This window comes from Pseudomonas sp. IT-P4, from assembly GCF_949767755.1.
In the GTDB taxonomy this organism is placed as follows: Bacteria; Pseudomonadota; Gammaproteobacteria; order Pseudomonadales; family Pseudomonadaceae; genus Aquipseudomonas; species Aquipseudomonas monachiensis.
In genome coordinates this window covers 146,367-159,118 of record NZ_CATKPX010000016.1, presented here as the reverse complement: position 1 = coordinate 159,118, position 12,752 = coordinate 146,367, and the positions used below count along the sequence as shown (strand labels likewise).

At 62.1% G+C, this 12,752-nt stretch carries 7 protein-coding genes; 6 read left to right on the top strand and 1 reads right to left on the bottom strand.

The features are described 5' to 3' along the window. The first annotated feature begins 93 nt into the window (after positions 1-93). The 6 genes from recC to ACM6IT_RS03125 all read left to right on the top strand — a co-directional run bounded on the left by recC (position 94) and on the right by ACM6IT_RS03125 (position 11,806). Positions 94-3,543 carry an exodeoxyribonuclease V subunit gamma gene (gene recC, locus ACM6IT_RS03150; RefSeq protein ID WP_414917481.1) on the top strand — a complete coding sequence of 1,150 codons (3,450 nt, stop codon included), beginning with the start codon at positions 94-96 and terminating at the stop codon, positions 3,541-3,543. After that, positions 3,543-7,232 carry an exodeoxyribonuclease V subunit beta gene (recB, locus tag ACM6IT_RS03145; protein WP_414917480.1) on the top strand — a complete coding sequence of 1,230 codons (3,690 nt, stop codon included), beginning with the start codon at positions 3,543-3,545 and terminating at the stop codon, positions 7,230-7,232. Before recC ends, recB begins: the two co-directional genes overlap by 1 nt. Continuing rightward, positions 7,229-9,337: an exodeoxyribonuclease V subunit alpha gene (gene recD / locus ACM6IT_RS03140; RefSeq protein WP_414917479.1), complete on the top strand. Its 2,109-nt coding sequence runs from the start codon at positions 7,229-7,231 to the stop codon at positions 9,335-9,337. The genes recB and recD overlap by 4 nt, the downstream gene beginning before the upstream one ends. 119 nt (positions 9,338-9,456) lie before the next feature. Beyond that, entirely contained in the window at positions 9,457-10,032 is a 576-nt protein-coding gene (locus ACM6IT_RS03135) for a YfiR family protein (protein WP_414917478.1), read from the top strand. After that, positions 10,029-11,297, top strand: coding sequence for a diguanylate cyclase domain-containing protein (locus tag ACM6IT_RS03130; protein WP_056728117.1), 1,269 nt, complete (start codon positions 10,029-10,031; stop codon positions 11,295-11,297). The genes ACM6IT_RS03135 and ACM6IT_RS03130 overlap by 4 nt, the downstream gene beginning before the upstream one ends. Positions 11,298-11,341: 44 nt before the next feature. Continuing rightward, complete coding sequence (locus ACM6IT_RS03125) at positions 11,342-11,806, top strand: OmpA family protein (RefSeq protein WP_414917482.1); 465 nt, start codon at positions 11,342-11,344, stop codon at positions 11,804-11,806. Here the strand turns inward: ACM6IT_RS03125 and ACM6IT_RS03120 are convergent. Then, complete coding sequence (locus tag ACM6IT_RS03120; protein WP_056728122.1) at positions 11,803-12,750, bottom strand: LysR family transcriptional regulator; 948 nt, start codon at positions 12,748-12,750, stop codon at positions 11,803-11,805. The two genes, ACM6IT_RS03125 and ACM6IT_RS03120, sit on opposite strands and share 4 nt — an antisense overlap. Positions 12,751-12,752 lie beyond the last annotated feature (2 nt).

Sequence of the window (12,752 nt, the reverse complement as noted above, 5' to 3'; positions counted from 1 at the left end):
TCGCACAGCAACAACGAGCAGGTTCACGCTGTCACCGTCTCCCGACAATGCTAAGGTTCGCCCCTGGCGTTTGTATTTTCCAAGGAAGCCTTTATGCCGGACGCGACGTCCCTCAGTGCTGGTTTTATGGTGGTTCACGGCAACCGCCTGGACGAATTGCGCAGCCTGGTGGTCAGCTGGATGCGGCGCTACCCGCTGGCTCCCCTGGAGAATGAAATCGCGTTGGTGCAAAGCAATGGCATTGCCCAATGGCTGAAGCTGGCACTGGCGGAAGATGCTGAAGACGACGACATGGGAGGCTGCGGAATCGCTGCCGCCATCGACGTGCAGTTGCCCGGCAGCTTCATGTGGCAGCTCTATCGCATGGTCCTTGGCCGCGACGAAATCCCGGTCAATTCCCTGCTCGATAAAGCCCCGCTGACCTGGCGTCTGATGCGCCTGCTGCCGCAGTTGATCAACCAGCCGCACTTCGAGCCGCTGCAACGTTTCCTGACCCACGACACCGATCTGCGCAAACGTTATCAATTGGCTGAACGTCTGGCGGATCTGTTCGACCAATACCAGGTGTACCGAGCTGACTGGCTCGAAGACTGGGCGCAAGGTCGACATCAAACACGAAACGCCAGGGGCGAAACCAAACCCCTGACCCCGGCCAATTGCTGGCAGGCTGAGCTATGGCGCGCCCTCTTGCTGGACGTGGGAGAAGAAGGCATGGCGCAAAGCCGTGCCGGCGTCCATCAGCGATTTGTCGAGCGCATCAATAACCTCGAAACAGCTCCCAAGGGATTACCCTCGCGAGTGATCGTTTTCGGGATTTCTTCGCTGCCTGCCCAAGCCCTGGAAGCACTGGCGGGACTGGCGCGATTCAGTCAGGTCCTGCTGTGCGTACACAACCCCTGTCGTCACCATTGGGCGGACATCGTCGCCGATAAAGACCTGCTGCGCCATCAATACAAGCGTCAGGCCCGCAAGAGCGGCATGCCGGTAGTCATCGATCCGCAAACCCTCCACCAACATGCTCACCCGCTGTTGGCCGCCTGGGGCAAGCAGGGGCGGGACTACATCAACCTGCTCGACAGTTATGACGATCCCAGCAGCTATCGTTCGGCATTCCGCGACGGGCGCATCGACCTGTTCAGTGATGGTCTGCCGCTGAACGTGCTCAACCAGTTGCAGGACGACATCCTCGAGTTGCGTCCCCTCAACGAGACTCGGGAGCATTGGCCGGCCATCGATCTTGAACAGGACGAATCGATCCGTTTTCACATCGCCCATAGCGCCCAGCGAGAAGTCGAGATCCTCCACGATCAGCTGCTAGCACGTTTCAGCTCCGACCCGACATTGCGGCCCAGGGACATCATCGTGATGGTCCCGGACATCGACAGCTACGCCCCGCATATTCGTGCCGTGTTTGGTCAGCTTGACCGCCAGGATCCACGCTTCATTCCGTTTACCCTGGCTGACCAGGGCCAGCGTGGTCGCGATCCATTGCTGATTGCTGTCGAGCACCTGCTCAAGCTGCCCGACAGCCGATTCCCCGTCAGTGAAATTCTCGATTTGCTGGACGTCCCCGCGCTGCGCGCTCGTTTTGGCGTCGAGGAGCGTGACCTGCCGACGCTGCACCGCTGGATCGAAGGTGCCGGCATTCGCTGGGGCATGAATGCCGAGCAACGTGCCGGGCTCGGGTTGCCCAATGAACTGGAGCAAAACAGCTGGCGATTCGGCTTGCGACGGATGCTGCTCGGTTATGCCGTTGGCAGCGCCGATGCTTATGAGGGGATCGAACCCTACGACGAGATCGGTGGTCTGGACGCTGCGCTCATCGGTCCGCTGGTTGCGTTGCTCGACGCGCTGGAAGTGGCTCACCACGAGCTCTCTCAGCCAGCATCGCCGGGGCAATGGGGCTTGCGCTTGCAGGCTTTGGTGCAGTTGTTCTTCCTTGCCGGTAACGAACACGATGACTACTTGCTGGCCCAACTCGAAGAGCTGCGCGAGACCTGGCTCGAGACCTGCGAGTCAGTCGGGTTGCAGGACGAGTTGCCGCTGACCGTCGTCCGCGAAGCCTGGCTTGCAGGTCTGGATCAGGGCCGTTTGTCCCAACGTTTTCTGGCCGGTGCGGTCAACTTCTGCACCTTGATGCCCATGCGCGCCATCCCGTTCAAACTGGTGTGCCTGCTGGGCATGAATGACGGCGATTATCCGCGCGCGCAACCGCCGCTGGATTTCGACCTGATGGGCAGTGATTACCGTCCGGGTGACCGCTCCCGGCGCGAAGACGACCGCTACCTGCTACTGGAAGCCTTGCTGTCGGCAAGGGACCATCTCTACATCAGTTGGGTGGGCCGTAGCATCCGCGATAACAGCGAGCGGCCTGCCTCGGTGCTGATTGGCCAACTGCGTGACCACCTGGCCAGCGGTTGGCGATTGCTGCAAGGCGACGAGGATCTGCTGGAAGCCATGACCCGGGAACACCCATTACAACCCTTCAGTGCTCGTTACTTTCACGACGGTGATGAGTCGTTCAGCTACGCCAGCGAATGGCAGGTGCTTCATCAGGCGGCAGAGCAACAGGCAAGCGCCGAAGTGCTCGCGCCCCACATCCAGGACGAACCTCTGAGTCTCGGTCAGGTGCAGGATTTCCTGCGCAATCCGGTACGGCACTTTTTCAGCCAGCGGCTGAAGGTCTTCTTCGAGGCGGCAGAAGTGCCATTGGCCGATGAAGAGCCCTTTGTCCTGGATGCGTTGCAGCGTTACAGCCTCAGTGACCGTTTGCTCGAAGCGGCGCTGGCAGATCCTGGAAATTCCGGGCAGGCACTGCAGGATCAGGCGAAACGTTTGCAGAACAGCGGGCTGCTGCCCATGGCCGGATTCGGTGAGTGCCTGCAACGCGAATTGATCGAGCCATTGCCTGACTTGCTGCAACGCCACCAACAGCTCCTGGCGTTGTGGCCAACCCCCCTCAGCAGCGCGTTGGCCGTCAGTCTTGAACTGCAGGGCCTGCACATCGAGGGCTGGCTCAGCGGTCTGCATCAGCGTGCTGATGGCGGTTTGTTGTCTGTTACAACGATCCCCAACAGTATCGGCTCGATCAAGTCGCGCAAATGGCATCGTCTGACCCGCCCCTGGGTCAATCATCTGATGGCGTGTGCCAGTGGCATGGCCTTGACCACCGCATTGGTGGCGAGCGACGACAGTCTGTTGCTCGGTCCGATGGAGCAGTCCACGGCGCGGACAATTCTCGGTGACCTGTTGATGGCCTGGCAGTCGGGTATGCGCCAGCCTCTGCCGATCGCGGTCAAGACGGCCTTCGCGTGGCTGGGGCAAACCGACCCGGTCAAAGCCCAAGCCGCTGCGCGCAAGGCCTATGAAGGGGATGGGCAGACGACGGACGGAGAGCGTCGCGAAAGCCCGGCACTCGCGCGCCAATTCGCCGATTACGATGCCTTGGTCGCCGACGAGACGTTCCCCCTGTGGTGTGACGCGCTCTATCGCCCGCTTCTTGAAGCACCCTGGCGTTCACTGTCCAGCGAGGAGTCGCGCTGATGAGCACGAAGACACCGCTGGCCCTGGCATTCCCGCTGCGCGGCAGCCAACTGATCGAAGCCAGCGCCGGGACCGGCAAGACGTTCACCATTTCCGCGTTGTACCTGCGCCTGGTGCTGGGCAATGGCGGGGAGGACAGTGGCTTCGGACGAGAGCTGTTGCCGCCGCAGATCCTCGTCGTGACCTTCACCGACGCCGCGACCAAAGAGCTGCGCGAACGCATCCGCACGCGGCTCGCCGAGGCCGCACGCTATTTCCGCGATGAAACCCCGGCCCCCGACAGCCTGATTGCCGAGTTGCGTGATCAGTACCTGCCCGAGCAATGGCCCGGCTGCGCAAACCGCCTGGATATCGCCGCCCAGTGGATGGACGAGGCAGCGGTGTCGACCATCCACAGTTGGTGCCAGCGTATGTTGCGCGAGCACGCATTCGACAGCGGCAGCCTGTTTACCCAGACCCTGGAAACCGACCACAGCGACTTGCTGGGGGAAGTCCTGCGCGATTACTGGCGGCTGTTCTGTTACCCGATGCAAGGTGACGCCTTGAATTGGGTGCGCGGCAATTGGGGCGGGCCGGCGGCGCTGCTGCCGCGGATTCGTGCGCTGTTCGCCAGCGAGCGGGATGCGCATGAAGGGAAAGAACCCGCCGAAGTGATTTCGCAATGCCTGCAAGAACGACGGGCGGCCCTGATCGAACTCAAGAAACCCTGGCTGCAGTGGGCGGACGAGTTGCTTGTCATCTGTCACCAGGGCGTTGCCACCAAGGCTGTCGACGGTCGCAAGATGCAGGCACGCTATTTCGAGCCCTGGTTTGAAAAGATCAAAGCCTGGGCCGAAGACGAATCCCTCGAGCAACTGGATATCGGCACCGGTTTCACTCGCCTGACCCCGGACGGCATGGCTGAAGCCTGGAAGGGTGAGGCGCCTCGACATCCGGGGCTCGATGCGATGGCCGGCCTCAAGGCCTGTCTCGATGGGCTGCCAACGCCTGATGCCGCCGTACTGCAACACGCGGCCCGCTGGGTCGGGGCGCGATTCGAGGAAGAGAAGCGCCGCCGCGCGGAAATGGGTTTCGACGACATGTTGCTGCGCCTTGATGCGGCCTTGCAGTCCGATGGCGGCGAACGCCTGGCAACCCTGATTCGTGAACAGTTTCCGGTCGCCCTGATCGATGAGTTCCAGGACACCGACCCGGTGCAATACCGAATCTTCGAGAGCATCTATCGCATTGAAGAGAACAGCCCCGAGTGTGGCCTGTTCCTGATCGGCGACCCGAAACAGGCGATCTACGCTTTTCGCGGTGCGGACATCCATACCTACCTGCGCGCCCGCCAGGCCACCACCGGCCGCCTGCACACCCTGGGCACCAACTTCCGCTCAAGCCATGGCATGGTCAACGCGGTGAACCATGTGTTCGAGCGCGCCGAGGCACGGGAGTCGGGCCGCGGCGCTTTCCTCTTCCGACAGAAGAATGGCGACAACCCGGTTCCTTTCACGCCGGTTGCCTCCCAGGGTCGCAAAGAAGTCTTGCGCCTCAATGACCAGGCAATCCCGGCCTTGAACATCTGGCACTTGCCGGCCGAACAACCGTTGTCCGGTGCGGTGTACCGGCAACACCTGGCGGCTGCCTGCGCCAGTGAAATCACGGCGTTGCTCAATGGCGGGCAGCACGGGCATGCGGGGTTCTCCCAGGACGGCAAGGCCTTCAGGGGCCTGCTGCCGGCGGACATCGCCATCCTGGTACGCGATGGCAAGGAGGCGCAGGCGGTTCGTGCGCAATTGGCCGCCCGTGGCGTGCGCAGTGTTTACCTGTCGGACAAGGACTCGGTGTTCGCCGCCCAGGAGGCGCATGACGTGCTGACCTGGCTCAAGGCCTGTGCCGAGCCGGATGTCGAGCGACCGCTGCGGGCTGCGTTGGCCAGCATCACGTTGAACCTTTCGCTGACTGAGCTGGAGCGGCTGAATCAGGATGAGTTGGCCTGGGAATCCCGGGTCATGCAGTTCCGTGGCTATCGCGAAGTCTGGCGCAAGCAGGGCGTACTGCCGATGCTGCGACGCCTGCTGCACGACTTCCGCCTGCCCCAGGCGCTGATCGCCCGCAGTGACGGCGAACGCGTGTTGACCAACCTTCTGCACCTTTTCGAACTGCTGCAACAAGCCGCCGCGGAGCTTGATGGCGAGCAAGCCCTGATCCGGCATTTGTCCGAGCATCTGGCGTTGTCCGGGCAGGCTGGCGAAGAGCAGATCCTGCGTCTGGAAAGTGATGAGCAATTGGTCAAGGTCGTGACCATTCACAAGTCCAAGGGCCTTGAATACCCCTTGGTGTTTCTGCCGTTCATTTGCTCGGCGAAACCGGTGGATGGCAGCCGCCTGCCGTTGCACTACCACGATGAATCCGGCAATGCCCAGGTCACGTTGAAACCGACGGCAGAATTGATTGCCCTGGCTGACGATGAGCGTCTGGCCGAGGATCTTCGCTTGCTCTATGTCGCCCTGACCCGGGCGCAACACGCCTGCTGGCTGGGGGTGGCCGACCTCAAGCGCGGCAACAACAATGGCTCGGTGCTGCATCTGTCGGCATTGGGTTATCTGCTGGGCGGCGGTGCGCCTTTGGCCGATTCCCCGGCGTTGCAGCTTTGGTTGCGGGACCTGCAACAGGACTGCCCGGCGCTGGCGTATGCCGAGATGCCTGAAGCGACAGCGGAGCATTACCAGCCACCGCAAAACGACGCAGCGCTGCTGGTTCCGCTGGTTCCGAAACGCAAGGCCAGTGAAAACTGGTGGATCGCTTCCTACAGCGCCTTGCGAATTGGCGACACCCTGAGTGTCGGCACCGACGAGGCGCCGGAGAGCCCGCAGGCGCAAAAACTGTTCGATGACGAACGCCTCGACCCGCAGGCCCCTCGGGAAGTGGTGACCGGTGGCGGCGATATCCATCGCTTCCCGCGTGGCCCGAACCCTGGCACCTTCCTCCATGGCTTGCTCGAATGGGCGGGGGGCGAGGGTTTTGCTGCGGCACCGCAAGAGGTGATCGACGCCATTGCCCGTCGCTGCAACCGTCGAGGCTGGGAGGGCTGGATCAGCACCTTGAGTGACTGGCTGCAGCATCTGCTCAAGTCGCCGCTGCAACTGGGCGGCGGTCAGGCACCGGTGATATTCGGCCAGTTGACGCAGTATCAGGTCGAGATGGAATTCTGGTTCGCCAGCCATAAGGTCGATGTGCTCAAGCTCGATGCGCTGGTGTGCCAATACACCCATAACGGCGTGGCCCGGGTGGCCGCGGAACCGGTGTTGCTCAACGGCATGTTCAAGGGCTTCATCGACCTGACGTTCGAACATGACGGCCGCTATTACGTGGCCGACTACAAATCCAACTGGCTCGGCGTCGATGATGCGGCCTACACCGCGCAGGCCATGGAGCAATCGATTCTCGACAACCGTTATGACCTGCAATACGTGTTGTACCTGTTGGCCCTGCACCGCCAACTCAAGGCGCGGCTCGCCGATTACGACTACGACCGGCATGTCGGCGGTGCGTTGTACCTGTTTTTGCGCGGTACGCGCGCGGCCAGCCAGGGGGTGTTTTTCGCCCGGCCGCCAAGAGAGCTGATCGAACGCCTGGACAGGCTGTTTCAGGGCAAGCCAGAACCCAAGGCCGAGCCCGCCTGGGAACAGGGAGTACTGTTATGAGTCGCACATTCGCCGATTTGTTGCCCACATCGCTGGCAGCCGAAAGCCTGGCCGATCTGGTGCCGCTGAGGCGTGCCGACGACTTGCTGTTATTGCTCACGCGTTGGGTCGAGCGTGGCTGGTTGCGCGCGCTGGACAAAGCCTTTGTGGCGTTTCTGCATGAGCTGGCCCCAGAGGATGATCCGCTGGTGTTGCTGGCAGCCGCGCTGACCAGCCACCAGTTGGGCCACGGGCATGTCTGCCTCGACCTGTTCGAGACGCTGAAAGAACCGGACTTCGCCCTGTCGCTGCCACCCGAAGGTGACGTGCAAGGCGGCGCGATGCTGCTGCCCTCGCAATTGCTGGGATCGCTGGACGGCGCTCATTGGTGCAAGGTGCTGGCCGCCAGCAACCTGGTCGCGCTGGCCGCTGACAGTCGTGACAACGTGCGCGACCGGCCTTTGGTGTTATCGGGCAAACGCTTGTACCTGCGCCGCTATTGGGCCTACGAGCGGCGGATCGACGTTTCCTTGCGCGAGCGTCTGACGGAACACGAATCCACGCCGAGCGACCTGCTCCAGCGCCTCACCGGTTTGTTTGGTCCTGCCCGGCCGGGTGAAGTGATCGACTGGCAGAAGCTGGCCTGCGCCCTGGCGACGCGCAGTGCCTTCAGCATCGTCACGGGGGGGCCGGGAACCGGCAAGACCACCACCGTCGTACGCTTGCTGGCGTTGCTCCAGGCGCCGGCGGTCGAGGCCGGCATGCCCCTGCGCATTCGCCTCGCCGCGCCTACCGGCAAGGCCGCGGCGCGTCTGACCGAATCCATCAGCCAGCAGGTCCGGACCTTGAAGGTCGCGGAGGACGTTCGGGAAAAGATCCCCTCCGACGTCACCACCGTTCACCGCCTGCTCGGCAGCCGGCCCGGGACTCGTCATTTCCGGCATCACGCGGGCAATCGCCTGCCGCTGGATGTGTTGGTGGTGGACGAGGCCTCGATGATCGACCTGGAAATGATGGCCAACCTGCTCGATGCCTTGCCGCCCCATGCGCGCCTCGTGCTGTTGGGGGACAAGGACCAATTGGCGTCGGTAGAGGCCGGTGCGGTATTGGGGGATCTGTGTCGCGACGCGGAGGCTGGCTGGTACAGCCCGCAGACACGCCGGTGGCTGGAAGCCGTCAGTGGCGAAAACCTGCAGGCCAGCGGATTGCAGGAGGATGCGCAGGGCACTCATCCATTGGCTCAACAGGTCGTGATGTTGCGCCATTCCCGGCGATTCGGTGAAGGCAGTGGCATTGGCCAACTGGCTCGCTGGGTCAACCAGCAGCAACCCGATGAAGCCCGCAAGTTGTTGTCGGCGCGCAGCCATGACGATGTGCATTGCCTGTCCCTCAAGGGGGAGCAGGATCGGGCCCTGGAACGCTTGCTTCTCGACGGCCATGGTGAGGGGCCGCAGGGTTATCGACATTACCTGAGCGTGCTGCGCAATCAGCGACCGCCACTGGACAGCCCGCTGGAAGATTCACGCTGGATTGATTGGGCTCGACAAGTGCTGCAGGCTTTCGACGCGTTCCAGTTGTTATGTGCCGTGCGCAAGGGGCCATGGGGTGTAGAGGGCTTGAACCAGCGGGTGACGGAGGCATTGCTCAGGGCGCGCCTGATCGACAGCGACCAGCAGTGGTACGAAGGTCGCCCTGTGCTGATGACCCGCAACGATTACGGGCTAGGGTTGATGAACGGCGATATCGGCATCGCCCTCAAGCTCCCGGAGCAGGAAGGCCAGGGGACTGGAAGGCAGGTTCTGCGTGTGGCATTCCCACGCAATGATGGCCAGGGTGGCGTGCGATTTGTCCTGCCCAGCCGCCTGAATGATGTCGAAACCGTGTACGCCATGACCGTGCATAAATCCCAGGGCTCGGAGTTCGCGCATACCGCGTTGATTCTTCCCGATGCCTTGAATCCGGTACTCACCAAGGAATTGATCTACACCGGCATTACCCGGGCCAAGGACTGGTTCACCTTGATCGAGTCCCGTGCGGGGGTGTTTGAAGAGGCGGTGAAACGCCGGGTCAAACGCTTGAGCGGGCTGATGCTGGAGCTCAAGGACGGCAGCGAGCCGACAGGCTGAAAGGTCAGTAACAGGCTGTAGGAAAATGTCCGAGGCTGCGTAGTACGTGGCCTCGCTGGCATTTCCTCGCTGTGCTATCGTTGCGGCATCATTTCGCTACGGTCAAAGAGTATCCCTGCATGAAGGTGGCTGTCAGGACGACAGAGTGCGTCGTTGGCTGTAGAAAAGCGCTGCTTGCCATCCTTCTTTGTCTGCTGGCCAGCGTCGTTTTCGCTCAATCGCAAGCCCCGGTGGGCATGGCGGACCAACGTGCCAAAGCGGTTACCCAGGTAGTCCTCGGAATCCTCAGCTATGCCCGCTGGCCCGTCGAGCCTTTGCTGCTGCGCTTGTGCCTGGTCGGCCCTACCGAATACACCGACGACCTGGTCAAAGGCACGACCCAGGAGACCGGTCGACCTGTCGCGGTGCAGCGTTTGTTGGCCGACAACCCTACGATTGTCAGTGACTGCGATGCGGTTTATATCGGCAAGCTGACCGGCGTAGAACGCAGCCGATTGTTTGCCGCGTTGATCGGGCATCCGGTGTTGAGCATCAGTGAGAGCGACGAGCAATGCACCGTCGGCAGTCTGTTTTGCTTGCGGGTCAGCGATGAGCAGGTGTCGTTCGAGGTCAATCTCGACTCTGTCGCCCGTAGCGGCGTACGCATTCATCCGAGCGTGCTGCAACTGTCCCGTCGCAAGCCGGCGGCGCCATGAAAATACTGAAACCGGGCAATCGCCCGACTTTGCATTCGGTCATCGGTCGCGGCAACCTGCTCGTTGCGCTGGTGGGCGTCGCCATGGCCAGTGTTTCACTGACGTTGCTCGGTGTGCTGGCCTTGCGCGTGTACGCCGACAACAACCTGCACCTGATCGCCCGCTCGATCAGCTACACCGTGGAAGCCGCGGTGGTGTTCGACGACAAAACCGCCACCACCGAAGCGCTGGCGCTGATTGCCTCCAACGAAGAGGTGGCCGACGCCCAGGTGTTCGACCAGCAGGGCCAGTTGCTGGCCCGCTGGCAACGACCGGAAACCGGTTGGGTGTCCGATCTCGAATTGCACATCGCCAAAGCGTTTCTGGAAGAACCCATGAGCATGCCGATCCTCCATCAAGGGCGGGAAGTCGGCAGCATCAGGCTCACCGGTCATGGCGCCAGCCTGATGCGCTTTTTGCTCAGCGGTCTGGTGGGCATCATCTTGTGCACGGCCATCAGCGCCTGGGTTGCACTCTTTTTGGCGCGCCGACAACTTCGCGGGATCATCAAGCCCCTGCGCAACCTGGCCGCCGTCGCCCACGCCGCGCGCATTGACCGCGCCTTTGACAAGCGCGTGCCGCCCGCCGACATTGCCGAACTCGATAATTTCGGCAACGACTTCAATGCCCTGCTCGATGAGCTCGAAGCCTGGCAGTCGCACCTGCAAAGCGAAAACGAATCCCTGGCTCACCAGGCCAACCACGACAGCCTTACCGGATTGCCCAATCGGGCGTTTTTCGAAGGTCGCCTGATGCGCGCGCTGCGCAGCGCCAACAAGCTCGGCGAGCGAGTGGCGGTGCTGTTTCTCGACAGCGATCGCTTCAAGGAGATCAACGACAGTTTCGGCCATGCGGCGGGCGATGCGGTGTTGGTGGCCGTGGCCAATCGGGTTCGGGCGCAACTGCGCGAAGGGGACCTGGTGGCGCGCTTGGGTGGCGATGAATTTGCCGTGCTGCTGACGCCACTGCACAAGACCGAAGACGCCGAACGGATTGCCGACAAGATTCTGGCCAGCATGGACATGCCGATTCCATTGCCGGGCAGTACCCAGGTACTGACCTCCCTCAGCATCGGCGTCGCGGTGTACCCGGATCATGGCGCAACGCCGGGTGCCCTGCTCAACGCCGCCGATGGCGCGATGTACCAGGCCAAGCGCCTGTCCCGAGGCGCACAGTACACGGCAGGGTCGGAGCACCCTGCCGCCGATGTTCAAAACAGGAGCTGATTTACGTGTTCACATTCAACCCGCGTTCCCTGCGTTTTTTCACCATGACCCTGCTCGTGGCCTTGCTGAGCCTGACCGGTTGCCAGACCACCCCGCCAAAAGGCCTGACCCCGGCGCAGATCGCCGTGCTGAAACAGCAGGGTTTCGAGCTGACAGACGATGGCTGGGCTTTCGGCTTGTCCGGCAAGGTCCTGTTTGGCAGTGACGACGACAGCCTGAACAAGCAGAGCACCGACATCGTCGAACGCATCGGCAAGGCGCTGTTGGGGGTGGGTATCGAGCGGGTACGGGTCGATGGCCACACCGATGCATCGGGCAAAGAGGCGTACAACGAGCAACTGTCCATGCGCCGGGCGAAAAGCGTGGCCAAGGTGCTCAACACCGTCGGCATGAAACAGGAAAATATCCAGCTGCGTGGCCTGGGCAGCAGCGTGCCGGTGGCCAGCAACAGCACATCCAGTGGCCGCACCGAAAATCGCCGGGTGGCGATTGTGGTCAGCTCCGACTAATCGGCAAATAGCATCTCCCGACTTTCCCCCATCAACAGCCCCTGATTCTGCTCAGTCACCTGGCGGATGTAATCCCACAACAGGGTGATCCGCTTGAGCTTGCGCAGGTCTTCGCGGCAGTACATCCAGAACTGCCGAGTGATATTGATTTCCTGTGGCAACACCGGCAGCAGCCGCGGGTCCTGGGTGGCGAGGAAGCACGGCAGGATCGCCAGTGAGCGTCCTTGCTGCGCGGCCACGAACTGTGCGATCACGCTGGTGCTGCGCAGGTTGGCGCTGGCGCCGGGCAATACGTTGGCCAGGTACAACAGCTCCGAGCTGAACGCCAGGTCGTCGACGTAACTGATAAATGAATGCTTGGCCAAATCGGCGGGTTTGCGGATCGGCGGGTGGTTGTCCAGGTATTCCTGGGTCGCGTACAGCTGCAATCGGTAGTCGCACAGTTTGCAGCAGACGTACGGGCCATGCTCCGGGCGCTCCAGGGCGATGACGATGTCGGCCTCGCGCTTGGACAGGCTGATGAAGTGCGGCAGCGGCAGGATATCCACCGAAATGGCCGGGTAGGTGTCGACGAAGTGGCTCAGCTGCGGTGTGATGAAAAAACTGCCGAAGCCTTCGGTGCAGCCCATGCGCACATGACCGGACAGCGCCACGCCAGACCCGGAAACCTGCTCGCACGCCATGTGCAAGGTACTTTCGATCGACTCGGCATACCCCATCAACCGCTGGCCTTCGGCGGTCAGGACAAAGCCGTTGGTCCGGGATTTTTCGAACAGCAAGGTGCCCAGTGCGGTTTCCAGGGAGCTGATGCGCCGCGACACCGTGGTGTAGTCCACCGCCAGGCGCTTGGCCGCGGTGCTGGCCTTGCGGGTGCGGGCGACTTCGAGGAAAAACTTGAGGTCATCCCAGTTCAGCGAACCGAGGGAGGTGATGTTTTTTTGCATGT

What these genes read in the sequence shown, in the direction of transcription:
- recC (WP_414917481.1), top strand. Translation starts at nt 94, where the DNA reads ATGCCGGACGCGACGTCCCTCAGTGCTGGTTTTATGGTGGTTCACGGC.
- recB (WP_414917480.1), top strand. Translation starts at nt 3,543, where the DNA reads ATGAGCACGAAGACACCGCTGGCCCTGGCATTCCCGCTGCGCGGCAGC.
- recD (WP_414917479.1), top strand. Translation starts at nt 7,229, where the DNA reads ATGAGTCGCACATTCGCCGATTTGTTGCCCACATCGCTGGCAGCCGAA.
- ACM6IT_RS03135 (WP_414917478.1), top strand. Translation starts at nt 9,457, where the DNA reads ATGAAGGTGGCTGTCAGGACGACAGAGTGCGTCGTTGGCTGTAGAAAA.
- ACM6IT_RS03130 (WP_056728117.1), top strand. Translation starts at nt 10,029, where the DNA reads ATGAAAATACTGAAACCGGGCAATCGCCCGACTTTGCATTCGGTCATC.
- ACM6IT_RS03125 (WP_414917482.1), top strand. Translation starts at nt 11,342, where the DNA reads ATGACCCTGCTCGTGGCCTTGCTGAGCCTGACCGGTTGCCAGACCACC.
- ACM6IT_RS03120 (WP_056728122.1), bottom strand. Translation starts at nt 12,750, where the DNA reads ATGCAAAAAAACATCACCTCCCTCGGTTCGCTGAACTGGGATGACCTC.